Source organism: Klebsiella sp. K-Nf6 (assembly GCF_002806655.1).
Classification (GTDB): Bacteria; Pseudomonadota; Gammaproteobacteria; order Enterobacterales; family Enterobacteriaceae; genus Klebsiella; species Klebsiella variicola.
In genome coordinates, this window is the sequence record NZ_PIBN01000001.1 from 149,603 (window position 1) to 176,085 (window position 26,483).

Sequence of the window (26,483 nt, forward strand, 5' to 3'; positions counted from 1 at the left end):
ATATACATAGTTACAGGCAATAAAATTAACCCATCTTTTATCAAAATGTGACAGTTATCACATAATAATCCTCGTAAATGACCACGATATAAAAATCCTCCCGAGAATATTTTCCTCCTGTATTATATTTGCTTTATCTTAACCGATAGTTACCACCACACCTCAGCTTGAGCGCCAATAGACAATTGATCTTTTTTATTATCGTTGAATTGATAATTCGATATCTCGTTCTGGTTTGCCCGGATATACGTTGTATAGAAACGAATTTCTGGCCTTGAGGTTAGGATCGATGTATTAACTTTGAGCGCATGATACAATGTTGTTTTGTAACCGGATTCACTGTATGTCTGCTCTTGAGTTTTGTTATCCTGTCTAAACCATCCGAGTTCTACCCCGGTCTGGTTGAATTTATCCCAGATATAAGCAGGACGGATGACACTTCGATAACTTTCAAAATCTGTATGAGCACCAGTATCATAGCTAAATATATCATTACCATTTGAATATACTAGTGCGTGTGCAATAATAGTGTTTTCTGTGGGGTAAAACTCCCCCTGAGAAATTATTCTTAATGCTTTTCCATTTGTGTGATTTCCATAATAGTTATCACCACTCCCAAATGTTGGATTTGCTCCGGATATTTTTGCAAAAGAACTGGCAATAGAATTATCGGCAGCTTGCAGGGTTAATTCATCATAACCCCCTGCGTCAAACTTCTGCCTTAAAATCGCACCTACCAGCCAGGCATCTTTTACATGATAATACTGACCATCAGCCTCTCCTGACTTCACGACATCTGATTTGTTTGCCATGTTATAGCGCCCATCAAGTTCTAATGTTGCCTTGTCCCATAAGGGAATTTCACGATAACGTATATCAAGCGCATTCGTATTGATCTGTAATGAATTTCCTGATGTATCATAATCAAGAGCGCGCGCGTTCAGGTCTTGCCGCACTACAGCAACGTTAAATTTGCCTGGACCCATTTTCCAGTTTTCTATACCGAGCCCTGCTCCGCTTTCTGTTCTGACGCTTTTCCAGTCAAGCATCTGTATCTCATACTTAGGCAGATAGTGCTTACCTACCCAAAAATCAGCTTCAGGGGCAAAATTAAGAAATCCCTTCGTCGTGAGATAGATATCAGAAAATTGTAAGTTACTCTCGGCATCTTTATCAAAGACTGCATTGTTGTATTGCTCACCCACATTACCATCCAGCATAACGACAGCATGTGCAGTTCTACCATCCTGGTCGTACACTTTCTGCTTGAGTTGAAGATCGAACCATGAGGTATATTCATTGCCGAAACGGCCAAGAGATCCAATAGCATATTCTTTTGGCGATCCATGATTAGCCGTTCCCCAACCAGAACGGAAATAACCATTGTACGAAAATCCAATATCGTTTTTAACAAAGTCACTAATTTCTTTCAATGTAAGATCATTATTAACTTTAGTCGTGGCACTATTGCCTGTTTTGTTGCTAGTACTCGATGCTGCAACAATAGTTGAAGTGGCAGAATTTGTTGTTGGCTGGCTTTTTTCATCTACTGAGTTGACTGTGTTTCTGTTTGTTTTATCAGCTTGCTTATACCTGATTAATTCTGCTTTTGTGCTTTTTAATTCTGCAGTGTTTTCCTGGAGTTGTTTCTCAAGCAAAGCCAGTCTCTCTTCCACTGTTAAACTCTGTCCATAAGCATTGCTGAACATGGCAGAGATAAGGCAAAATAGAATAGTCTTGTTCATATTTTAAAATTCTCATATAAAATACAGGGGTAAAAGCGCATATTAAAATAAAATTATGCCCCGCCTTTCCAGGTTGAAATATATATGGTAAGCAAGCGTATTTAGCCTGATTATTTCATAGCTATTTAACTCCAGTGAAACGGAGCGATTCTTATCATTAATCTTGTTTTTGGAAATAAAAAATGCTTTCAAAATTATTTTATTGTTGTAACTCCTTTAACAGTGCTGATTCGCAACGTGAACGGATACTTCTCTTGCCTTATCTCGTCACAACAGTTCTGTTGTTACAAATGCACGCAGATGACCGCCCTTCCCGATAAAAGTAAGCCTGACGCCATTTGGATTGTCCGGAGCAGAAAGTTTTTTGTCATTTAAGCTGAGTCGTAGCCGGGAAAACAATGTTAAATATGTTCAAAATTGCTTGCCACGCCGTTCAATTTACGTATTTTCTGCGCTGTTTTTTTGGAATCCATTTGCTACCTCAAATGCAAAAAAAAAGACCTGAGATGAACAATGAATAGGTCTAAATTCATCGCTCATCTCAGGTCTTGCCTGCTTTACCAGTTACACGCCTGTCGTTCTGCCTGTGTATTTAAATATTTTGTAGGAGTGTTTTACAATAGCTTACTTTGATATTTTTTAAAAATGTGACATACCTTACAAATTTCAACCGTTGCCGGAAGCAAATTAAACGACCTTTCTCAATAGCAAAAGCGGGATAAACCCTACGCGCACCGGGTTTTTGTCCCTGATAATATGCCCATGGTATTGCCGTGTAACACCTGAAGAGTGCCAGGATATTTCTGGCATTCTTCAGAGAGAGCATCTGAACTGCCTGGGCTTATGTGTTAGCGTTTTCCTGCTGCCTGGGGATTTTCGCCGTTGCGGCTTTTGACCTGCTGCTGGAGTAAATGAAGAACAGCGCGATACCCAGGCAGACAATGGCGCCGAGACGGCTCATCGAGAATGGAATCGACGCATTGCCCAGCCAGCCGAAGTTATCGATCAGCATGCTCATGGTTAACTGGCCAAAAATGACAGCAACCGTAGCAACTGCCGCGCCAATACGCTGGACGGCCAGTACCATAATGACGATATACGGTACGCCAAACATTGCGCCCAGCAGTTGCCATTTAGGTACGTCCATCAACGTCAGGGTGTGTTTGGGTTCGAAGAAAAAGATCAGCAACCCCGTCACCAGTGCGCCGACAGAAAATGTCAGGAACGCGCTTTTGAATACGCCGACCTTGCTGCCCAGCTGGCCATTGATAGCCGCCTGGATACTCAGCATGGCGCCACCGGCGACGGCAAGAAGAATCATGATAATAGTCATAAAGTTAATTTAACCCTGTGCAACCATAACCAGCGCTGCAATGATGAAAATCAGCGCAATAATACGTTTACTGTCAATTTTCCTGTGCGACGTACCGAGCAGGCCGAAGTGATCGATAATCAGGCTCTTGAACAACTGGCCTGCCAGGATGCCAATCATAGTCATGGCGATGCCGATTGCCGGCGTTACCACGGTCAGGATGATGACGTAAATCGGCCCAAGCACGCCGCCAAGTAGCTGCCACGCTGGTTGCGCAAAGAATGACGGGCTGTTACGCGGGCTGAAAAAAAGCATCAGCAGGAAGGTCAGCGCCGCGCCCACGCTAAATATGCTGAAGGTCGCCCAGAGGTCACCGACCTCCCCACCCAGTGGCCCGAGCAATCCTGCCTCTATGGACAGTCCCATGCCTCCGGCAATGACGATAAAAATCAATATTAGTTGCATAGCAATCAATCTCCCGTAGTCCAGGCGGAGAAGATTACGACTTAACATGGATGTGAAAAATGCCATAATGAGATAAACACCTGTGCAGGATATGCATTAATGAGTGAGCTTGGGAACATCAGTATTCGCGCCCTGCTGATTTTTATAGACGTTTATGAAACGCAGAATTTCTCGGTGGTGGCACGGCGGGAAGGGATATCAGCCTCTCAGGTTTCGCGCGTCATCCATCAGATGGAGGATGTGCTCGGGCAGCAGCTTTTTTACCGCAATACCCGGGCGATAATCCCGACGGAAAGCGGCCATCTTTTTATCCGCTATGCGCGAGCGATGACGGGCAGCATGGAGGAGGCGCGGCGGGAACTCAACGAGAGAATGCTTGAGCCTTCCGGAATGGTCCGCATAAACGCACCGGTATTCTTTGGACAACGCCATGTCGCACCCGCGTTACCCGGCCTGACGGAGCGATATCCGAAGCTCAGTATTGAGCTTACGCTGACGGATGATTACATCGATCCGCACCGGGAGCCGGCTGACGTGATTTTCCGGATTGGCGTGCTGACGGATTCCGCCTTTCATGCGCGCGTGTTTGGCCAGCAGTTCTATCATCTTGCCGCGTCACCGGATTACATCCGCCGGCACGGCATGCTGGGATCACCCGAAGAGCTCGCGCGGCATAAATGCCTGGTCTATCGCGGTTCGTCAGGACCAAACCAATGGCTGCTGCGCAGGCGCGGAGAGGAATGGGTGCACTATCCCGTCTCGCCCCTGATGTCATCGAATAATGCTGAAACCCTGCTGATTGCCGCACTTGGGGGGATGGGGATTGTGCTGTTTCCTGACTGGCTGATTGGAGACCGGCTGAAGAGCGGCGAGCTTGTCGGACTGCTGCCGGAACTGGATAGGTCCATAAAAACGGAGCCACAGCACATCGCGGCAATCTATCCGAATGCCCGCCACCCTCCGCTGAACGTTCGGGCGATTATCGATTACTACATAGACGCGTTCGGTTCACCGCTTTACTGGCAGTCTCAATAAGTTCTGCAACTTTATTGCTCGGCTTGAATTTTGTATCCTGCTTATGACTGAAGTGAGTGGGGCTTTAAACCTGGTATTGCTGTATCAATGGCAAATCAGCAATAAGTGATGAAACATTTAGCTTCCTGAGAGAAACAATAGTTGCAGGTAAAATAGTTCGATTTTGCCTGCAAATTTTCCTCTACTGTCAACGATATTGTCCAGCGCCTCCCCTTTTCGCCCTTAAAAATCCACTTTCTATACCCGTAAGCCGTTTCGTCATTAAATTCCATTGCCAACAACTTATTTGGCTCATGCTGCTTTCTTTCGTGAAACTTTTGCACTGTTTTTGCTCACCAAGATTCACATTGTCTCCTTTTAGTGCTCAAGAGTGAGTGTAACTTACTTGCAGATTCAGATTATGCGCAAATCCTCTCGTAAATTCAGCGATATGAAGGCATGGCATCAAATTTGCTTAAGCCAAAATGGCAGACCGCCACATGAAAAATGCACGGTACAGTGCCCAACACAACCACATAACACCACGACTTATCCACACAGGATGATTTATGAAAAAAATAATGTTCTCCACACTGGTCGCCGCGGCTTCTCTGTTCGCTGTCGCGCAGCAAGCGCATGCGGGTACCACGCTGGATGCAATTAAGAAAAAAGGGTTTGTTCAGTGCGGTATCAGTGATGGTTTACCGGGCTTCTCTTATGCAGATGCGAGCGGCAAATTCACCGGTATTGATGTCGATATCTGCCGTGCTACGGCAGCGGCAGTGTTTGGCGATGCCAGCAAGGTCAAATATACCCCGCTGACGGCCAAAGAGCGTTTTACCGCCCTGCAATCAGGTGAAGTGGATATTCTGTCGCGTAATACAACCTGGACTTCTTCGCGCGATGGCGGGATGGGGTTCTTGTTCGCGGGGGTTAACTACTATGACGGCATTGGCTTCCTGACCCATAAAAAAGCGGGTCTCAAAAGCGCTAAAGAATTGGATGGCGCCACCGTATGTATCCAGGCCGGTACGGATACTGAACTGAACGTGGCTGATTACTTCAAAGCCAACAAAATGCAATACACACCAGTGACCTTTGATCGCTCTGACGAGTCCGCGAAAGCCCTCGACAGCGGTCGTTGCGATACGCTGGCTTCCGACCAGTCTCAACTGTATGCGCTGCGTATTAAGCTGGGCAAACCGGATGAATTTGTTGTTCTGCCAGAAGTGATTTCAAAAGAGCCGCTGGGTCCAGTGGTTCGCCGTGGAGATGACGACTGGTTCACCATCGTTAAATGGTCTCTGTACGCCATGCTGAACGCAGAAGAGATGGGGATCACGTCGAAAAACGTTGAGCAGATGGCGGCAAAACCGTCTAACCCTGACATTGCTCACCTCCTGGGGGCTGAAGGTGACTTTGGCAAAGATCTGAAGCTCGACAACAAATGGGCGTTCAACATTATTAAACAGGTGGGTAACTACCAGGAAAGTTTTGACCGCAACGTCGGTAAAGATAGTGCTCTGAAAATCGCGCGTGGACAGAATGCGCTCTGGAACCAGGGCGGCATCCAGTACGCACCGCCGGTACGTTAATTCTGCCTTCCAGACGGCTACCGCCCCTCGCGGGGGGTAGCCGATGCGCTTTTTTGAATGAGGTTTCAACATGTCTCAACGCCCAACCGTGAAAAGGGATTTTTCGTTCGGTAACCCCACGGTTCGCGCCTGGCTTTACCAGATGGCCGCCATCATAGCCGTGCTTGCTATTGTGGGATATCTGATCCACAACACGGTGATCAACCTTGCCAATCGCGGTATTACCTCCGGTTTTGGTTTTCTTGAGCGAAGCGCCGGTTTCGGTATCGTCCAGCATCTGATTGATTATACGGAAGGCGATACCTATGCTCGCGTCTTTCTCGTGGGGTTAACCAACACCCTGCTGGTTTCCGCGCTGTGCATTGTGTTCGCTTCTGTTCTTGGGTTCTTCATCGGCCTCGCGCGGCTATCGGATAACTGGTTGCTGCGAAGGCTATCGACCATCTACATCGAAACATTCCGTAATATTCCGCCATTGTTGCAAATTTTCTTCTGGTACTTCGCCGTGCTGCGTAATTTACCTGGTCCGCGAGAAGCATTGAGCGCATTCGACCTGGCATTTGTCAGCAACCGCGGTCTGTACATCCCCTGGCCTACCTACGCACCTGGCAGCTGGCCGTTCGTTATTGCGCTGGTTTTGGCGATCGCTGGTAGCGTCGGTTTACGGCATTACAACCGTCAACATCAGTTGAAAACCGGCCAGTTACGGCGAACATGGCCGATTGCGGCGGCAATGATCGTTCTCTTCCCGCTGATTGCCCATATCCTGTTTGGCGCCGCCACTCACTGGGATATCCCACAGCTGCGCGGGTTTAACTTCCGTGGCGGATTCGTCATGATACCGGAACTGGCATCGTTGACGTTGGCGCTGTCGATCTACACCTCTTCATTTATTGCCGAAGTCATTCGTTCCGGTATCCAGTCTGTTCCATATGGACAGAATGAAGCGGCCCGTTCGCTGGGTTTGCCGAATCCCGTAACGATGCGGCAGGTGATTATCCCGCAGGCGATGCGGGTCATCATTCCCCCGCTGACCAGTCAGTACCTCAACATTGTAAAAAACTCCTCACTGGCGGCTGCGATCGGCTACCCGGATATGGTCTCGCTGTTTGCCGGTACGGTACTGAATCAGACAGGTCAGGCTATCGAGACGATTGCCATCACCATGGCAGTGTACCTGGTTATCAGTCTGATGATTTCGCTGCTGATGAACCTCTACAACCGCAAAATTGCGCTGGTTGAGCGTTAAGAGAACGGAATGACTATGTTTGCTACCACACATGAAACACCGCCAGTCCCCACTAGCCCGGTGCGTAAAGCCTGGCGCTGGGCACGTAAAAATCTGTTCTCCAGCGGGTTCAATACGCTGCTGACACTGTTGTGCCTGTGGATTATCTGCAACATTATACCGCCAGCGCTAAACTGGCTGGTATTTCAGGCTAACTGGATGGGCACCACCCGTGCCGACTGTACCAAAGAAGGCGCCTGCTGGGTGTTCATCCATGCACGCTTTGGCCAGTTTATGTATGGGCTGTATCCGCATGAACTGCGCTGGCGCATTAATCTCGCGCTGATAATCGGCGTGCTGTCGATTATCCCGATGTTTATCAAGTCGATGCCGCGCCGGGGCCGTTATATCGCCTGTTGGGCCGTGATCTATCCTCTTATGGTCTGGTTCCTGATGTACGGCGGGTTTTTCGGCCTCGAACGTGTTGAAACCCGCCAGTGGGGGGGCCTGACGCTGACATTAATTATCGCCTCTGTCGGGATTGCCGGCGCGTTGCCATTGGGGATTTTACTGGCGCTGGGACGGCGGTCAACGATGCCGGTGGTTCGTACCTTGTCGGTCATCTTTATTGAATTCTGGCGAGGCGTGCCGCTGATTACCGTGCTGTTTATGTCATCGGTGATGCTGCCGCTGTTTATGGCCGAAGGGAGCACTATCGATAAGCTGGTGCGCGCTCTGGTCGGGGTGATTCTGTTCCAGTCGGCCTACATTGCCGAAGTCGTGCGTGGGGGGCTACAGGCGCTTCCCAAAGGACAGTATGAAGCGGCGGAATCGCTGGCGCTGGGCTACTGGAAAACGCAGGTTCTGGTTATTCTCCCCCAGGCGCTCAAGCTCACCATCCCGGGGCTGGTAAACACGATAATCGCGCTATTTAAAGACACCAGTCTGGTGATCATCATTGGACTGTTCGATCTGTTCAGTAGCGTACAGCAGGCAACGGTAGATCCTGCCTGGCTGGGTATGTCGACAGAGGGGTATGTTTTCGCAGCCCTCGTCTATTGGATTTTCTGTTTTAGCATGTCGCGCTACAGCCAGTATCTGGAAAAGCGCTTTCACACCGGGCGCAAATCGCACTGAGGTTTTACATGACACATACTATGATTAATTCTGCTGACGCCATGATGATTACGCTCGAAAATGTGAATAAATGGTACGGTCAGTTTCACGTTTTGAAAGATATTAACCTGCAGGTGAAACCTCGTGAACGCATTGTTCTTTGCGGGCCTTCAGGATCGGGTAAGTCGACCACGATTCGTTGCATCAACCACCTGGAAGAACACCAGCAAGGGCGGATCGTCGTTGATGGCATTCATCTGAACGATGATGTCCGCAACATAGAACGCGTACGCACTGAAGTCGGCATGGTATTTCAACACTTTAATCTGTTCCCCCACCTGACCGTTTTGCAGAACTGTACCCTGGCGCCGACCTGGGTACGGAAGATGCCGGCGAAAGAAGCGGAAGCGCTGGCAATGCACTATCTGCAACGTGTCCGTATTGCGGAACATGCGCATAAATTTCCCGGGCAGCTGTCGGGGGGTCAACAGCAACGTGTGGCGATCGCCCGTTCTTTGTGCATGAAACCCAAAATCATGTTGTTCGATGAGCCTACCTCAGCACTTGATCCGGAGATGGTCAAAGAAGTGCTCGATACAATGATTGGCCTGGCGGAAGATGGTATGACTATGTTGTGCGTCACGCATGAAATGGGTTTTGCCCGTACGGTGGCCGATCGGGTGATCTTCATGGACCGCGGTGAGATTGTCGAACAGGCGCCGCCACAGGAATTTTTCTCCCATCCAAAATCAGAACGTACCCGTACGTTTTTGTCGCAGGTTATACACTAAACGCCCAGGGTTACTTCCAATTTTCCCCCTCCGCTCTCGCTGAGGGGGAAATATTAGTGCTCAGCCGCGCTGTACATCGACCGCAACTTCAAGGGCCAGCGTGGCTCCGCCATCAAAAATAACCCCCTGCAATGGGGCAACATCGGCGTAATCCCTGCCCCACGCCGTCACAATATGTTGTCCCTGAGGCATGAGATCGTTAGTCGGATCAAACTCCAGCCAGCCTGCATCCGGGATAAAAATGGCAAACCACGCATGCGACGCATCGGTCCCGACTAATTTTTCCTGCCCCTCGGGCGGTAGCGTTTCAATATAGCCGCTGATATAGCGAGCGGGTAAGCCGACGGAACGCAGGCAGGCGATCGCCAGATGGGCAAAATCCTGACAGACGCCCCGCTTTTCCTGTAAAACCTGCTCTGGCGGGGTGCTGACACTGGTCGCAATCGGATCGAAAGTAAACTCCTCAAAAATACGATGGGTCAATGCCGCCGCCGCCTGAATGACCGGGGCATCATCGTGAAAAATATCCGCTACGTAGGAAGCCAGTTGCTGAGAACGGCGAATTAAACTGGAATCGAGCAAATACTCTTTCGCCATCCGCAGCTCCGGCGTGCCGGACTCATGTAATCGCTGCCGATACTCTCCACAGGTCAGAGAGTGGCTATTCAGCAGGTCCGCGTGGTTGATTTCGTCAATATCAAGCTCACTTTCCATCTCAATGGTCAGGGTGTCGTGCGGGACCTGGATCGAAAAATAAAACGTCAAATTGCCGAAATAATCACAGCCTTCGTTCTGATAAACCGGCATCGGCGTTACGATGATCCGCCGTTGCAGGCAGTGCTGATTCGCGGTATTTCGCGGCAACAGGTGCGTCATGTTGTAGCATAACGTCACCGGAGAATTGTACTGGTACTTTGTAAGATGTCGTACCCGGTATTTCATAAGTCGGTCTTCCACTGGGTGTTAATCAGTTGCTGCGGTCCATTGGCATGGTCGAAATATTTGTCGCTCAGCAAGGTGGTGAATTGCTCCAGCTGGCTGATTATCTGCGTCATTATCGTATCCAGTTGTTCCCGCAGTCCGGTTTGTTCATCAACCTGTGCCAGTAGATCAAGATCGGCGAGTTGAATATCCGTGAGTGATTTCATCACCGGTCGCATATCAGATGTCAGGCTGGAGGTTTGTCCCTCCAGGCGCGGCAAATCGAGGAGATATTTACGCAACCGATCAACCTGGTAAATCAATGAACGCGGGTTCGTCCCATCCAGCATCAATAAATCCAGACCGGAAATGATATTCATCTGCCCCCGGTAACGTCGTCGAAAGGAAATTAACGCCTCGACGCTCATCAGTACCGATTCTAAAATTTGCTGTTGCTGCAAACCAGGAACGGCGCGGGTTAAGGTATGTTTCAGCAGAATGGCGGTCAGACGCGCCCGTTCAGCGCGGCGACCAATCTCCTGGAACCGCCAGTCCATGCCCCGCAGCATGCTCTCATGACTCAGTCCGGACAGGGCCAGTAAAGAGGTGACCAGATTATCCAGCGACTCCTCCGGCAACTCCGGCAGCCCGTCTTGATAGGCGACTTCCACCGTCCGAATATAATCACGTAATTCATTGATGATTATGCGAGTATCGGCCGATAGCATCTCTTTCACCTGCTCACCGCAGGCCAGCATGTTGAGGATATTAAATTTTATCGATCCCGCACGTTGGCCATCACAAACCAGTGAAGACAGTTCATGATTCTGGTCGCCGACAGCGTCGCTTTCAGGAAATGTCCCGGTGAGCGCTGATAATGCCCCCAGCAGAATTTCGCGACTTTCAGGCATAAATTGCTCAACGCCATTAAGCTGTTTGAACAGAATACGTATCAGGCGCAGGCTCATTTCCGCGCGTTCCGCATAGCGGCCGAACCAGAACAGGTTTTCTATCACCCGGCTGGGCAAATTTCCCTCATCGCGGGGAATCGAGTCTGTCAGAAGTGGCTGCGCGGTATCGAAGCTTTCACCAAGTATCCACGTATCTTTACTCCGCGCGCCGGATAAGTCGCTGACAATAAAATCATCTGCAGACTCTGCTACCCGCGACAACGTTCCTGGCATGACGCAGTATCCTTCCGGTGCGGCAACGGTGAAAGCACGGAAAATCGTGGGGCGATACTCAATTTGCTGGTTAGCCCACACCGGAACACGTGAACCCGGAATATAGGCCTGAGCCACGTAGCTGTGCGGACTAGCAGTAATTTGCTGAAGAATGAGCTTGCGGCCTGCGTCATCCAGACTATGGCCATAGATACTTTTGCTATCAAAACTCCGATAAGACGGTTTGATGATCAGTTGATCAAGGTGGTGGATCACAAAGTCGCGGTCCTCCGCCCGGCCACACCACCAGGTCTTCACCGTGGGGATCAACAGCGGTTCACCCAGCAAAAACTGACTTATTTCAGGCATAAACGCCAGCAACGCCGGAGCTTCAAGGACCCCTGAGCCCAGAGGATTAGCCAGTACGACGTTACCGTTGCGCACCACTTCAAGCAGCCCGGGTACCCCCAGGCGAGAGTCGGAACGGAGTTCTGTCTGATCGCAGTAGGTATCATCCATCCGGCGCAAAATCACATCCACTTCCGACAAGCCATTCAGGGATTTCAACCATACTCTGCCGTTACGCACGGTCAGGTCGCCTCCCTGCACCAGCTGAAAGCCGAGATAGTTTGCCAGATAAGCGTGCTCAAAATAGGTACTGCTGTAGGCGCCGGGAGTGAGGACGACGATCCGCGGGGTATCGGTTTTGTGGCTGGCAAGGCTGGCCAGCGTATGCCGCAGCGCATGAAAGAAACCGGAAAGTCGCCGGACATGACTGTTACGAAACAACGATGGCAGTACGCGGGAAACAGCGATTCGGTTTTCCAGAACATAGCCAGTACCACTCGGGGCCTGAGTGCGATCGCCAATCGCCACAAACTGTCCATTCCCACCGCGAACCAAATCGACAGCATGGAAGATCAGATTGTGAGCCCCAGGCAAACGAATACCGTGGCATTGACGCAGAAAACCTGGGTGAGAGAAGACAATTTCTGACGGGATGATCCCCTCTTTCAGCAGGCGCTGTTCACCATAGAGGTCTTTAAGCATCAGATCGAATAGCAGCGAACGCTGAGCCAGCCCACGTTCCACGGTTGCCCATTCCCCCTCCGCCAACAGAGTGGGAATGATATCCAGCGACCAGACGTTTGGCGAAAGCGGATCACCATTAAGGTTATAGGTGGCGCCATCATCACGCAAAATACGCTGTGCCTGGCGAAGACGGTTTTCCATCCCTTCCACACCCATCTCACTGACGCTGTTCATCACCTCCGTCCAGTGTGGGCGGAGGATGTTCGTCAGATCGCAGGCCTCGTTATAAATTGCTGTCGACGCGTTCTCGACAGAGAAAGAAGCCGGCTCACAGGCCGGCGCGATTGATTCAGAAAAAGAAGCAGTCATGTATTCTGATTACCCGGCTCAAAACTAAATCCTAGTATACTTCCTGCGAAGGTCCAGAGTATGTGGGTATTCATCACCAGGTTCCTCTGCAGGTGGAGCCATCGGGCGTGGTACCTGCTCATGCTCATAGAAGGTCCTTAGCGCGCTGAATGCCGGTGGGGGGATCAATGTACCTTGGGTAAAACCATGATCCCAGAAGCGATTGACACGCCTGGCTTCGGCTTCGTTGCTGTTAACCGGTCGCGTCTCATAGTTACGTCCGCCAGGGTGGCTGACGCGATAGGTGCAGCCGCCGATGGAAAGACCATTCCAGGTATCAATCAAATCAAACACTAACGGGGTATTTACCCCAATCGTCGGATGCAGCGCTGACGGTGGCGCCCACGCCCGATAACGTACCGCCCCCACCATCTCTCCTTGTCTTCCGGTAGCCCGCAGCGGCACGCGGCGGCCATTACACGCCAGCACGTAGCGCCCTTCGGTTAAACCCGACAGGCGCACCTGTATACGTTCGACGGAGGAGTCAACATAGCGCGACGTCCCGGACAGCGTCACTTCCTCACCCAGAACATGCCACGGTTCGATGGCCCAGCGCAGCTCCAGCTCAATATCATCGATTTGCTGACGGCCATAGTGTGGGAAACGGAACTCTTCAAACGGCAACAGCCACGCCAGTTTGAAGGGATAACCATGACGCTGCAGATCATCCACCACCTCTTTCACATCCTGCCAGACAAAATGCGGCAACATAAATTTATCGTGCAGCTGTGTCCCCCAGCGGACCAGCGGCTGGTGATACGGCTCTTTCCAGAAACGCGCCACCAGACACCGGAGGAGCAGTAATTGCACCAGCGACATGCGAGCGTGAGGGGGCATTTCGAAACCGCGGAACTCCAGCAGCCCCAGGCGACCACTACTGCTGCCTGCCGCATAGAGTTTGTCAATGCAGAATTCTGAACGATGGGTATTGCCGGTGACATCCACCAGCAGATTGCGCATCAGTCTGTCCACCAGCCATGGCGTATCAACCAGCCCTTCCGGCATATTCTGGAAGGCAATTTCCATTTCATAGAGGGCTTCATCGCGCCCTTCATCCGGGCGCGGAGCCTGACTGGTTGGTCCAATAAACATACCGGAGAATAAGTAGGAAAGACCGGGGTGATGTTGCCAGTAGGTCACCAGGCTACGCAGGAGATCGGGACGTCGAAGTACCGGACTGTCGGCTGGCGTACTCCCGCCCAAAGTGACATGGTTTCCCCCTCCGGTGCCGGTGTGCCGACCATCAAGCATAAACTTCTCGGCCCCCAGCCTTGCCTGGTGCGCCTGCTCGTAGAGTGTTTCAATATTATGCACCAATTCATCCCAGTGGCTGGCCGGGTGAATATTGACCTCGATAACCCCCGGATCGGGGGTCAATAACAGCTTTTGCAAGCGAGGATCTTTTGGCGGCTCATAACCTTCAATCACCACCGGAAGCTGCAGTTCACTGGCCGCCTCCTCGATGGCATGCACCAGGGCCACATAATTCTCGAGGTGGGTTACCGGGGGCAGGAACAGATGCAGCTTGCCCTCTCGCGGTTCGAAGCACAGTGCGGTACGGACCACGCTTTTAGTGCCGTTGGCGACCATTTTTTGTTGCTGTAAGGTCTGCCGGGCACGAACAGGGGCCGTCTCTCCCCCCATAGCAAAGACCGGAAGGGGTTCGCGAGGTTCAAAAGGATCTCGTTCGACAACGATCTCATCGTCGGCTAATGGCGGCAGCGAATTGAGCGGCAGACGGTAGCCCATCGCGCTATCACCGGGGATCAGTGTAATCAGCCCGGCACGCATTGGCCAGGGGCTACTTTGCCAGCATGCGCCATCGAATTCGACAGGCAGGATGTAGCCCGTGGGGTTTTCCATCCCGCGGCTAAGCAAACTCGCCAGTCTCCGCCGTTCGAGGTCATGATTCAGATTTGCGGTCCTCGGATCGACCCCCTCAGGTAGAGAACGCTCCAGCCACAGATAGTAGAGCGAATCTTCATAAGCGGGTTGTAAATAGCGGGCGGCAACGCCTAACTGCCGGCATAGAGCCTCACCAAATCGTTCCGCGTCGCTAAGGGTGTGGCCATAATCCCGATCGACACGGGCCAGGAGCGCCTGGTCGTGCCACAACGCCTCGCCATCGGTACGCCAGAAGCATCCAAGCGCCCAACGCGGAACCTCTTCGCCCGGATACCATTTTCCCTGACCATAATGCAGCAATCCGCCGCGACTAAACTGCGTTTTTAAGCGCAGTAACAGATCTTTCGCGAGGCGTAATTTATCTTTACCCAGCGCATCGGTATTCCACTGTGCGGAATCCATATCGTCAATGGAGATAAACGTCGGTTCGCCCCCCATTGTCAGTCGCACATCGTTAGATTGCAGTTCGGCGTCAACAGCGCGCCCCAGTGCATTGATGTTAAGCCACTCGTCTTCGCTATAAGGCCGTGTGACCCGCGGATCTTCATGGATGCGGGTGACAATATTGGAATAGCTAAACTCGCATTCGCACGGGTCGGTTGCGCCGGTAATCGGCGCCGCAGACTGCGGGTCAGCCGTACAGGCTAAAGGAATATGCCCTTCGCCCGCGAACAGACCACTGGTCGGGTCGAGCCCCACCCACCCGGCGCCGGGTAAATAGACCTCGCACCAGGCGTGCAGATCGGTGAAATCCTGTTCCGGGCCTGAGGGGCCATCAAGCGCTTTCACATCGGCGGTGAGCTGCACCAGATAGCCAGAGGCAAAGCGCGCGGCCAGCCCCAGATTACGCAGTATCTGTACCAGCAACCATGAGGTATCCCGGCACGAGCCTTTTTTTAATGTCAGCGTCTCCTGACAACTCTGCACGCCGGGTTCAAGGCGAATACCGTAGTCAATTTCGTTGGCCAGTCGGCTATTGAGCTGCACGAGGAAGGTGACGATAGGCACCATTTCCTCACAATCAACGCTTGCCAGCCACGCCTCCAGCTCAGGACACTGCTCGGTGACCTTGAGATAAGGCGCGAGTTCTTCTTGCATCAAGGCATCATAGGCAAAGGGGAAATTCTCGGCATACTCTTCGATAAAGAAATCAAACGGGTTGATCACGGTCATATCCGCGATCACCTCCACCGCAAACTCCAGGCGCTTCACTTTTTCAGGAAACACCAGACGTGCCTGATAGTTACCGAAGGGATCCTGCTGCCAGTTAATAAAATGGTCCTCTGGCGTCACTTTCAGGGAGTAGCCATGGATATGCGTACGTGAATGTGGTGCAGGCCGCAGACGCAAAATATGTGGCGCCACGTTGATCAAACGATCGAAGTCATAGGTCGTTTTATGTTGAATCGCTACCCGGATGGTCATACGGCATCTCCTTGCAGGAAATGAAACCAGTTGTCGGTAATCAGATGATGAAGCGCAATCAGGCTGAGCTGGATTTCATTAAGATAGAGGCTGAACTCTCGGTTCAGATCGTGAGAGTGTTCAACGCCCCGGGTCGCAAGCAGCAGGCTGTCGATGTGCACAGAAACGTCTGATGCCCGCGGCAGCTCAGCGGCGGCCAGTTTGATCTGCTCCAGACAAAAGCGCTGCGAACGGGGGAAATGCCTGTCCGTAAGGAGCAAAGTGACCACCAGCGAGCCTTTAATAGAGCAGCGCATCACCCGGCGAAAGCTGAGATAGGCGCTTTGTGATTTCAGTACCTTCGACCACACGACCTGGCCTAACTTAATGCTCTCTTCCTCACGCGCCTGCATCATCAGGGAATTCGCGGCGTCAAGAATGCGTGTATTCATATCGGCGCGCTCGAGATAGCGCCCCATGTTCAGAAAATACCAGCCGGCATCACGACTCATCGAACCGGTCAGTAAACCAACAATTTTCTGACATCCTTCTATGATGGTATTAAGGTAGGTATGCCGTTCAGAACGGTTGATACCGAGGCGGATATTCTGGCGGGCATAGAGATCCAGCTCATTAATCAGCTCCCACATTTCGCCCGGCACCACATCGCGGCTGGTCCGGATATTTTCACGGACCATTTTTAATGACGACAGCAGTGAATCTGGGTTGCTCTCGTCAGCCAGCAGAAATTTCAGAACATTACGTTCGTCTTTAATCTTATAGCGCTGGTTAAACAAGACGACACCGCTGTTAATTTCAATCAGGTTATACCAGGAAACCGCAATATCGCGTGGCAGATCGTAAAGCAGATCGTCATACACGCTGACTAACCGTGCGATATTCTCCACGCGTTCCAGATAACGCGCGCTCCAGTACAGGCGTGCCGCAACTCTTGATAGCATATTCATTATCGTTTGCTCTCCACGATCCAGGTATCCTTACTGCCACCGCCCTGCGATGAGTTCACCACTAACGAACCTTTTTTCATCGCCACCCGCGTCAGGCCGCCGGTCGTCACGTAAGTCTCTTTGCTTTGCAAAATAAATGGACGTAAATCAAGGTGGCGCGGCTCGAGATAATCTTTGGCGATGAGCGCCGGTGCGGTGGAGAGCTTCAGTGTCGGCTGAGCAATATAATTACGGGGATTTTCCTGGATCAGTTTGGCAAATATCTGCTGCTCTTTTTTGGTTGAATGCGGCCCGACCAACATACCGTAACCACCTGATTCATTAGCCGGTTTCACCACCAGCTTATTCAGATTCTGCAGTACGTATTCGCGGTCGTCATCGTTCTGGCAAAGGAAGGTTTCGACATTCGGGAGAATGGGTTCTTCGTCAAGATAGTAGCGAATCAGGTCCGGAACATATGCATAGACCACCTTGTCGTCCGCCACTCCGGCACCCGGCGCATTAGCCAGCGCGACATTTCCGGCTTTCCAGGCCCGCATCAGGCCAGGCACGCCAAGAACCGACTCAGGCTCGAAGACTTCCGGATCGAGGAACATGTCGTCAATGCGCCGGTAAATGACGTCCACCCGCTCCGGGCCATAGATCGTTTTGGTGTAGACGCAGTCGTCGTCGCCGACAAACAGATCGGCGCCCTCGACAAGTTCCACCCCCATTTGCTGAGCCAGGAAGGCATGCTCGAAGTAGGCGGAGTTATAAATACCCGGTGTCAGCACCACGATCTCCGGGCGTTCAATCTGCCGCGGCGACAGGGCCGTCAGGGTTTCCAGCAGCTGTGCCGGATAAGCATCAATCGGTTTGATCTCGTCACTTTCAAACAGTTCTGGCAGGACGCGCTTGGTAATGGCGCGGTTTTCCAGCATATAGGAGACGCCAGAAGGCACCCGCAGGTTATCTTCCAGGACGTAGAATTGCCCGGTTTCATCCCGGACTAAATCGGTACCGCAAATATGCGCCCATACGCCATACGGTGGCTTCATGCCAACACACTCAGGACGGAAATTTTTAGATTCCTTAATAATATATTCAGGAATAATGCCATCTTTGATGCAGTTTTGTTCATTATACAGGTCATCGATAAAGCGGTTCAGAGCGGTAAGACGTTGCTTCAGGCCTGTTTCCGCTATTGCCCAGTCTCTGGCATCAATAATGCGTGGAATAATATCGAATGGCCAAATCCTGTCGATATTTCCTTTATCGGTATATACCGTAAAACTAATCCCCATTTCCTGAATTGTCGCCTCTGCCGTCAGACGACGTTTCTCCAGTTCATCCGGCGGAAGAGAATCAAGGCATTGAATCAGACGTTGTGCGGAAAAACGTGGATTGCCCTCATGGTCGATCAGCTCATCGAAAAAGATGTCGGCTTCGTAATTTTTTATGAGTTTATGCATCAGCATTGTATCCTTGTTAAATCGCCGACCTGGGCAGTATAGACTTTACTTTCACAGAACAAAGCTTCAAAGCTTTCGTTTCTCAAAACACAGGAGGAGTTATTATTTGCAACACAGAGTCATTTTATAAAAAATCTCTGCATGAATTTTTGATTTAGTATTGATGGTTATATTGTGTACCGTCACCTCCCCTTGGCCATCATCGTCAATGTGAACGTTTAATCGGTTGCGAGTTAAATTATGATCGCATTGAAAATCATTTTTTGGCCCATCGCATCGGTACTGACAATGCAAGCTACAGGTTATTATCACTTGTTCATGGAGTTAAATTTTTAAGCTTTCACATTAATTTAAGCACAAAGCGTGCCATTAATTTATTCATTTATTATCAATAAGATAACATGATGCGTAATGGTAATTTACTATGGAGCATGGATCATCATGATGCAGGAGAGATACCGTAAAGCACCAAAATGAGGCGTTGCATTTCTTCTATTCAACGAAGCTTCAGATTAGCCCTGCACCATACGATAGGTTACTTTCGGTGCAAGACGTTTACTCTCTGGTTATTGCTTAACTTACCCTCCTTCATTGATGAGAGCGGCATTCTTTCTCCCTGGAGCGCACCACGGGTCAGCTTCGCCTGCGCGCGCATGTCTCGCCTGTATCGGATGCCGAATGATGGCGGCGCACCCTGTTTTTGAATTGCAATGATTTGAACCATGAGCACATGTTCATCGGCGGCAGAGGTTTCTGCGCGCCGCCACAGAACAATTCACTTGCGTTATTCTGCTCACCAGGATGTTCTGTCCAGTCGTACCTGGCTGTAGAATCTATCTCAGTAAAACCTGAATCAGCTGCACGAAGATATACACTCCCGCTACCACTTGTATGATCCGGAACGCCCATCTGAAATAGCGCCATTGATGGCGTTCTCTGGCATCAGCGGCTTCAATAGCGGGATCAAAACGTTTTCTTTTCCTGGTCCTGAATACATCGATTACCCACAGAATGAGAATAAAGCTAACGATGGTTTTCAGAATAATGGGATTATCCACAAAGCGTGACTCCGGCCTGGTCGTTAATACAGGCAGAATAGACGAACCATCTGTAGGTAGCCATCACTAAATGTAGGGGTAAAATTCGTTTTCATTCCGGTGGATGTAGCGGTGAATCTGTCTATAGCAGGTTGCTCCCCTGCTAAAGCCCACCAGAGATGAAGTGAATGCCCTATATAATAGAGTACCGCTGGCGGCAGGACGGTACTCTCGCTTTTGCGTAGGTCGCCGCTATGTTTATAGGCAGTTTATGACGTCACCCGATAGTGCGACTGCACCAGACCCGAAGGAAAGCTGCGGTTTGATAACAGCGTCAAATCGATATCCCTGGTCAGGGATCCGAACAACGGTTTTCCCGAGCCAAGCAGGACAGGAATGGTCGTGATAACGATATCGGCGACCAGCCCCTCGCGCAGGAACGACTGTATGACCTGCCCGCCATCTAAATAGACGCGACGCGCGTTCTCTACCGTCAGGTCAGCAAGCACCTCTCTTGGCGTGCGGCATGAGATTTGCACTTTGTCCTTCAACGCTTTGGGCACGGAGGTATCGGTTAGCTGTCGGGAGAGAACCAGTACGGGTCGATCATAAGGCCATTCGTCAAAGGTCAGCGCCTTCTCATAGGTACCTCGCCCCATAACGATCCAATCTTTGTCCGCGATGAATGCAGCATAGCCATGATCTTCTGTCGGGTCATCGCGCTGCAACAGCCAGTCAATATCGCCATCCTGTCGGGCGATGTATCCATCAAGACTGACCGCGATAAAAACATGTGTGGTGACCATCAAGTGCTCCGTATTCAGCTTGTGTATATGCCGTTGAATTAAGCGATGTTAGCTGCTCCCCATAAAGTAACCTATCACAATGTCATCACCGGATGCTGTGCGGTTCTTGTTTGCCGTGAAGCATCTGTTACTCTGGTTGGGCTTGAAGGATAATAAGGAAATAACATGCTGAACCCGGGATTCGTTACCAGCAGAGCACTTGCTCAATGGCAGGATATACCCGTTTTCTTGCCACAGTTTCAGTTCCATGAAAAACACCAGACGATCATCAGGACGTACTCGCCTGAAAAAATCCTGCCGTTAATAGCGACATTCGATATTCAGCAGGACGCCGTTATCCGGTTATTGATGTCTGTACGACAATTTCCGCAAAAATTTCGGCGCAATAAATACCCCCTGCCGGTTAGCCGCTTTGGCCTGGACAGTTTTACCCTTCTGGAAAAGTCAGCATCCGAGCTCTGCTACGGATTGCGCGGACAATTCTGGCGTGCGGACTTCGGCCTGGAAAACGTGCCGAATACTGAAGCTTATCTGGCGCCTGTGATGCCGGGCAGCGCGAAGCTCTTACTGCGCTACCGAGTAAAAACAGTGAATGAAGGGCAACATGAGCTGCAAACTGAAACGTTTATTTACTGTCCGGATAGAGCGACTCTGCTGAAAATGACGGCTTACTGGCTGGCAATACGGGCAGGCAGTGGATGGATTCGAAAAAGGACCCTTATGGCTGTTAAGTCCGTTATTCGATAACAAAGACAGGCGCAAGGAATAGTCTGCGTAGAGTGACGACAACCCATTACTTCAGGCAAAGGTTTTCCTCTTCAAGCTTAAGCATGTGCTTCAGTTCTGAAGGAGAAGCTCCGCCGTCCTTTTGCGCAAGGTGAAAACATGGCGTCGGAGATGCTCAGCTTGTGGCAGAATTCCGGCACAAACGTACTCAGCTCAGACTGTTTGTGGGAAAAGACAATCAGCATTTCGGTAAGTCATAGCTTTTTCACTGGCGCAATCTCTGTTCAGGTGAGTATTTATCATGCCGGAGCTCTATTTCTGCATGGAACAGGATTTCGGATAATGGTCACAAGGCACTGCATTCTTGATCCGTAAATGATCGTCATATAATTGAAATTACTAATAATGAACACCCAAACCACCTTTAATTGTAACCATACTAATGATTAGCAGATGGTTTTAATTCCTATCTAAAAGAATTATTATATCGAACTTATGCAGGACAACTTGCTCGCCTTGCACCTATAGATTACACTGATTTTACCATTCAAAAGAATGTTTCATAAAAAGACACGTTCCAGCATGGTATAGTTTGATTTCATCTTATTAACATCCCAACATAACAGGAGTGAATCATGCCTCTTAGCAGTTTTATTCATCCATTGTTTGGTGAAGTTACATTCCGAACAGCCAGTCCTGAATGGAAACGTGGGGATGCTATTTTCTTTATTAGTGGCTTTAACATTAACGATGTTACACCTATTACAATTCCGCAGCTTAAAGGTATTCCAGGTTCAAATGATGGAGAATTACATTTTCATAGACTTGCCCATCAACAAATACTCGCGGTTTTTAAAGCAATTGAAGAGCAAGGCTATCTTCACCTTGTTAAATCATGTGCTGGAACACTGAATCCACGCTTACGAAAACCCACCAGTGGCGCCTTAAGCAAGCTTCCTTCGAATCATGCTTTTGGAATCGCGATCGACTTAAATGAAGATGATCCTGGATTTGGCGACTCGGTTGCTCCCTTCGCTCCTATTTTTCAGTCTTTTGGATTTACTTGGGGAAAATCTTTTAATGACCCAATGCATTTTGAGGTTAATCAGTTTTTTCAGACAGAAGCATTGAAGAAGCCGACTGAAATAAAATTTATCTCAATCAAGCAACATGTTTCAAACCGAGGTGTACCGACGAATGATTTCCTGGAACAGTTAATTGCTTGGGGGAAAAGTGCTCCCGATGAAATATTTGCACCAAACTCTGAAAGTGATATCTACTCAAGCATTAAAAATATACTAGGCCCATGGCGTGATATTAACCATCGCCGCGCAGTAATGCTCGAAGTCATGCGCGTACTCGCTGGTTTTGAATCGTCGTGGGATTGGAATGCAGGGCGAGACAAAAATAATCCGACATCAGTAACACCAGAAACTATTGAGGCTGGAGCTTGGCAGGTAAGTGCAAACTCAATGCATTTTGGACAGGAACTTAAGGATTTGGTATTAAGAGATGTTGGGACATTTGATGGTAATATTTTTCAAAAAGCGATGAAAGAGAATCACCCCCTTGCGATGGAATATGTGTCACGACTGCTGCGTCGCACCATTCACCATCATGGACCAGTATCAAGACACGAAATTGATCCATGGTTGCGTCGCGATGCGGTCAGAGAGTTTGAAACAATGTTGTTGTAAGAGTTGTGGTTTAATGCATTCTTATAAGTTATAAGCTCAGATTTTGTGTTAAGTTCATAAGATGAATTAATTTACTCATTGAAATTTTAGCATGAAAAATTAATACCCCCACCCTTCACTCTTAATAATAAATTACGATGAATTGGTGGGCGAGGATATACTATTTTCCTGAATTTAAATCAATCGATATATATTCATTTTGACTTGCAACATATAAAAATCGAAGCATGGAGAAAGTCTTAAAATTAATTTTACTTGAACGAGCGGGAAATATAACCATGCCAAATCATCTACATTGAGATTGAGTGGATTTATGATACAACCGCAGACTGGCTTAGCTTATTTTATTCTAAAGCCCTCAAGCAGATATATCAACCAATAGATATGGCCTTGAAAGAATAATGGCCACAGGCAGTTTCATGATTGGGTCGTCCGGAGGGGGTATGACAGAAAAAAAATTGACACATGACGGCAAAGGAATTCTAGTAGTTGTATTCCACGCCTATGCCAACAATGCCACTTCTTTATCTTCAGTTATTGATGCAGTTAAAAAACAATGGCCTAATGTCCAGATGTATTGCCCTGACCTTCCACTGTCATGGTTTTCAACGGCAAACCCAAATGAGATAGTTAACCTTCATTTAAATCAGTTAGATACTATCATACAGCAATCAGAAAATGGTACAAATCCAATTACAAATATTATATTAATAGGTCACAGCTTTGGTGCACTGCTTGCCCGTAAACTCTATATCGTCGCTTGTGGTGAGACGCGTAAAGCACCGTTCGAAGCTTGCTACTTCAGATCTGAATCATCATTAGATAATGGTAGGCTTGCAGCTAGATATTGGGCGAAACGTGTCTCTCGTCTGATTCTGATGGCAGGTATGAACCGAGGCTGGAGTATTAGTCATCATATGAGTATTACGAAGGCACCGCTTTGGACATTAGGTGTGATTTTGGGTCATTTACTGTATGCATTCAAACATCGACCACCAGCAATTTTCACAATTCGCCGAGGTGCAGAATTTATCACTCAGTTACGTGTTCAGTGGTTATGCATGCGTCGAGAGTACGCTTCCGATTCCAAAGCAGGCGGAAATGCTATTACCATCCAGTTGTTAGGCTCGCGCGATGATATTGTATCTCCCGATGATAACATAGACCTTATTTCTGGAGGGGATTTTATCTATCTAGATGTGCCGTACTCAGGACATAAGTCCATTATCGAACTCTATGATTCAGACTACGGTCAGAGCCGTTTCTCTGTCTTTATAAAAGCTCTGATACTATCTCCCTCTGAACTGGCTTCCGATAATATTCTTCCTGCGGACGAACGAGTCACAAAAGCAGATGAATCGGTCACTCAAGTAGCTTTTGTCATACACGGTATTAGAGATGCCGGTTATTGGACACACAAGCTTGCACGGCGTATTCAAGTGCCAGATAATGAAAAATGGGCAACAGAAACATCGAGCTATGGCTACTTCCCGATGCTGCCTTTTCTCTTCCCCTTATATCGCCGTAAGAAAGTCGAGTGGTTAATGGATCAGTATACGGAAGCACTCGCAAAATACCCCAAAGCCAGTTTTTCTTACGTTGGACATAGCAACGGTACCTATCTACTAGCAAGAGCGCTCGAACTTTATCCATGCTGCACGTTCAAAAATGTTGTTTTCGCTGGCAGCGTTGTACGGCAGGACTTTAACTGGCACAAGTATCTGAACAGTTCCCCGCCGCGAGTTAATGCAGTACTGAATTTCGTAGCAACAACAGACTGGGTGGTAGCTTTCTTTTCAAAATTATTCCAATTTGCTCACTGGCAAGACTTAGGTAGCGCAGGTCATGACGGTTTTATCCTGAGTAACCCACATCCTAGAATTCATCAACTGACCTATATCAAGGGTGGTCACGGGGCAGCAATAGAAGAACCACTGTGGGATCATATCGCCAGTTTTATTCGTAACGGCAAACTCCCGTCCAAAAATAACATTCCACTTAGCCTGTCAAGAACAAAATGGATTGCCATTACAAGCCATTTCCCGCCTATCGCCTGGATATTTGTTGGAGCAATTACATGGGGGGTGTGGTTAGCTATTAAATATTTAATCCAACTGTTAACTCCGCTCCAGTCTCAGGATTACGCCACAGGTTTTTCCCTTGCTATATATATACTTATATTGTGGCTACTGCTTACTAAAATTTAATCTAGAGTCATGAGCGCAGAGCTCATTATCGAGGTGTTACATGATTATCCAGCCTCTTATTCTTTCTTTAAAAACTTGGTTTAGCTCAGTGCTAGTATACGAACACTCCTCTCTTAAACCAGGGAGAGATGATTTATTGATTGTGAATTCTGCGATATTCCCGCTGATGACTCTGGGGGTTGTTTCAGTTATTATCATAAGTTTCAAAATAGAACTCGGCTATCTTCTGTTATGGGTAATGGCTTGCCTGTCGGTTGGTGCGGGGATTGGTTTTTTGTTTGGCATCCCGAGAGCTGGAAATAAGGATCAATCCAATAAAATAACACCCAACAACAAGCAAATACAGACATATACTTCGACAAGCGATATCTATCAAGGACGGCCAAATACAAATCTGGAAGAGGTTTCCGATTGGCTTACTAAAATCATTATTGGTTTAACTTTGGTGAATTTAAAGACACTAGGGAACCATCTAATAGTTATTAGTAATTACGTTGCTGCTTCGATGAGCGACAAACCTAATGAGAGCATGAAATCTTTGTCAATTGCTTTAATTTTGGGGTTTTCGACGATCGGTTTTCTGTGTGGCTATTTATATACGCGTCTTTTTTTACAAGGTGCATTCCAACGTTCTGATAGTCAATTTTACAAAACTCTGGATGATGTCTTAAAAGCAGATGCTGATGAGTTTTTCAAAGAAGGAACACCTGTTGTGCCCACGCCAACCGATGTGGCTATAGCAAAAAAGATAAAAGATACACTTCCAGGTAATAATCCTGACGCTATAAAACCCAGCTTGCATAGTCTCGTAAACAACTATGAACAAGCACGGATTTCAATGCCCTCGGGAGACAAGCGTACGCTCCTTATGTCTTCTATTACTGCCGGAATGCGACGTCTTGGCTTTGCAGCGAAATATTTTCTTCCACAACTAACAGTGAGTAACTCCCCTGGTGAGCGACTGGCTGCAGTATGTATCCTACAAATGGAATTTGATCCTAACTATATTACCTGGCTCGCAAACCGATTATTTGAAGAACCAGCCTTTTGTGGATATCAGGCTGCCAGTGTACTTAGCGCACGCATGGCATTAGTAGGGAGTCAAGAAAAAACAGACATTAGAAATGCCGTAAAAAATGCGAGACAAATTATGACTGCTAGAAATACGGCGCCAGATGCCGGTCGAGATGCCCTAATCGACAAAATCATAGCATCCTAATTGATTAATGGAATATGGATGTAATCTGCTATGAGTGAAAAAACATTCCAGATGCCGGAAGGGATGATAAATAATCGAATATGGCTTTGGTGATATTCACGCCAACAAAAGTATATTCCATCATGTTCATATCTCCCGACCTTGCAGGATTCGGGCTGGCCTAAAGCTATCCTAGTGGCTGCTCGGGTTTAAAGGAAAAATGATGCAGTTGATGATAGTTTACCCGCCTGACGGCGGATAAACTGTAATGACTTTATACATACAAGAGCCAGG

The 26,483-nt window shown here is 48.8% G+C and carries 19 protein-coding genes; 9 read left to right on the plus strand and 10 right to left on the minus strand.

Annotation, left to right across the window (positions count from 1 at the left end):
• Positions 1-149: 149 nt before the first annotated feature.
• The 3 genes from CWM61_RS00745 to CWM61_RS00755 all read right to left on the minus strand — a co-directional run bounded on the left by CWM61_RS00745 (position 150) and on the right by CWM61_RS00755 (position 3,522).
• Positions 150-1,745 carry a carbohydrate porin gene (locus CWM61_RS00745; protein WP_100630503.1) on the minus strand — a complete coding sequence of 532 codons (1,596 nt, stop codon included), beginning with the start codon at positions 1,743-1,745 and terminating at the stop codon, positions 150-152.
• Between the two features lie 841 nt (positions 1,746-2,586).
• Positions 2,587-3,078 (minus strand): DMT family transporter, encoded by a 492-nt coding sequence (locus tag CWM61_RS00750; protein ID WP_074385797.1) that lies wholly within the window; start codon positions 3,076-3,078, stop codon positions 2,587-2,589.
• 9 nt (positions 3,079-3,087) lie between these two features.
• Positions 3,088-3,522, minus strand: coding sequence for a DMT family transporter (locus CWM61_RS00755; RefSeq protein ID WP_074386189.1), 435 nt, complete (start codon positions 3,520-3,522; stop codon positions 3,088-3,090).
• Between the two features lie 99 nt (positions 3,523-3,621).
• Here CWM61_RS00755 and CWM61_RS00760 point away from each other — a divergent pair, with 99 nt between their 5' ends.
• The 5 genes from CWM61_RS00760 to CWM61_RS00785 all read left to right on the plus strand — a co-directional run bounded on the left by CWM61_RS00760 (position 3,622) and on the right by CWM61_RS00785 (position 9,266).
• Entirely contained in the window at positions 3,622-4,557 is a 936-nt protein-coding gene (locus tag CWM61_RS00760) for a LysR family transcriptional regulator (protein ID WP_074385796.1), read from the plus strand.
• A 548-nt stretch (positions 4,558-5,105) separates the two neighbouring features.
• Positions 5,106-6,131: an amino acid ABC transporter substrate-binding protein gene (locus CWM61_RS00770; RefSeq protein ID WP_061154523.1), complete on the plus strand. Its 1,026-nt coding sequence runs from the start codon at positions 5,106-5,108 to the stop codon at positions 6,129-6,131.
• A gap of 70 nt (positions 6,132-6,201) precedes the next feature.
• Positions 6,202-7,380: an amino acid ABC transporter permease gene (locus CWM61_RS00775; protein WP_074385794.1), complete on the plus strand. Its 1,179-nt coding sequence runs from the start codon at positions 6,202-6,204 to the stop codon at positions 7,378-7,380.
• A 15-nt stretch (positions 7,381-7,395) separates the two neighbouring features.
• Positions 7,396-8,496 carry an amino acid ABC transporter permease gene (locus CWM61_RS00780; RefSeq protein WP_074385793.1) on the plus strand — a complete coding sequence of 367 codons (1,101 nt, stop codon included), beginning with the start codon at positions 7,396-7,398 and terminating at the stop codon, positions 8,494-8,496.
• A gap of 8 nt (positions 8,497-8,504) precedes the next feature.
• Positions 8,505-9,266 (plus strand): amino acid ABC transporter ATP-binding protein, encoded by a 762-nt coding sequence (locus CWM61_RS00785; RefSeq protein ID WP_061154520.1) that lies wholly within the window; start codon positions 8,505-8,507, stop codon positions 9,264-9,266.
• A gap of 60 nt (positions 9,267-9,326) precedes the next feature.
• Here the strand turns inward: CWM61_RS00785 and CWM61_RS00790 are convergent, their stop codons facing one another.
• The 7 genes from CWM61_RS00790 to CWM61_RS00825 form a co-directional block, all read right to left on the minus strand.
• Positions 9,327-10,208, minus strand: a complete 882-nt coding sequence (locus CWM61_RS00790; RefSeq protein ID WP_074385792.1) for a transglutaminase family protein — start codon at positions 10,206-10,208, stop codon at positions 9,327-9,329.
• Entirely contained in the window at positions 10,205-12,616 is a 2,412-nt protein-coding gene (locus CWM61_RS00795) for a circularly permuted type 2 ATP-grasp protein (protein WP_206053094.1), read from the minus strand. The genes CWM61_RS00790 and CWM61_RS00795 overlap by 4 nt, the downstream gene beginning before the upstream one ends.
• Before the next feature lie 159 nt (positions 12,617-12,775).
• Positions 12,776-16,120, minus strand: a complete 3,345-nt coding sequence (locus tag CWM61_RS00800) for a DUF2126 domain-containing protein (protein WP_100630505.1) — start codon at positions 16,118-16,120, stop codon at positions 12,776-12,778.
• On the minus strand, positions 16,117-17,061 hold the full coding sequence (locus tag CWM61_RS00805) for an alpha-E domain-containing protein (protein WP_074386187.1): 945 nt from the start codon (positions 17,059-17,061) through the stop codon (positions 16,117-16,119). Before CWM61_RS00805 ends, CWM61_RS00800 begins: the two co-directional genes overlap by 4 nt.
• Before the next feature lie 5 nt (positions 17,062-17,066).
• Positions 17,067-18,518, minus strand: coding sequence for a circularly permuted type 2 ATP-grasp protein (locus CWM61_RS00810; protein WP_074386186.1), 1,452 nt, complete (start codon positions 18,516-18,518; stop codon positions 17,067-17,069).
• An 833-nt stretch (positions 18,519-19,351) separates the two neighbouring features.
• Positions 19,352-19,576, minus strand: coding sequence for a hypothetical protein (locus CWM61_RS00820; protein ID WP_071839073.1), 225 nt, complete (start codon positions 19,574-19,576; stop codon positions 19,352-19,354).
• Positions 19,577-19,824: 248 nt separating this feature from the next.
• Positions 19,825-20,361 (minus strand): dihydrofolate reductase family protein, encoded by a 537-nt coding sequence (locus CWM61_RS00825; protein ID WP_074385788.1) that lies wholly within the window; start codon positions 20,359-20,361, stop codon positions 19,825-19,827.
• 165 nt (positions 20,362-20,526) lie between these two features.
• Between CWM61_RS00825 and CWM61_RS00830 the strand changes: the two genes are divergently transcribed.
• The 4 genes from CWM61_RS00830 (at position 20,527) to CWM61_RS00845 (ending at position 26,210) form a co-directional block, all read left to right on the plus strand.
• Positions 20,527-21,108: a hypothetical protein gene (locus CWM61_RS00830; RefSeq protein WP_074385787.1), complete on the plus strand. Its 582-nt coding sequence runs from the start codon at positions 20,527-20,529 to the stop codon at positions 21,106-21,108.
• 614 nt (positions 21,109-21,722) lie between these two features.
• Entirely contained in the window at positions 21,723-22,784 is a 1,062-nt protein-coding gene (locus CWM61_RS00835) for a M15 family metallopeptidase (RefSeq protein WP_100630507.1), read from the plus strand.
• 443 nt (positions 22,785-23,227) lie between these two features.
• Positions 23,228-24,991, plus strand: coding sequence for an alpha/beta hydrolase (locus CWM61_RS00840; RefSeq protein WP_133122451.1), 1,764 nt, complete (start codon positions 23,228-23,230; stop codon positions 24,989-24,991).
• A 40-nt stretch (positions 24,992-25,031) separates the two neighbouring features.
• Positions 25,032-26,210 carry a hypothetical protein gene (locus tag CWM61_RS00845; RefSeq protein WP_100630511.1) on the plus strand — a complete coding sequence of 393 codons (1,179 nt, stop codon included), beginning with the start codon at positions 25,032-25,034 and terminating at the stop codon, positions 26,208-26,210.
• Positions 26,211-26,483 lie beyond the last annotated feature (273 nt).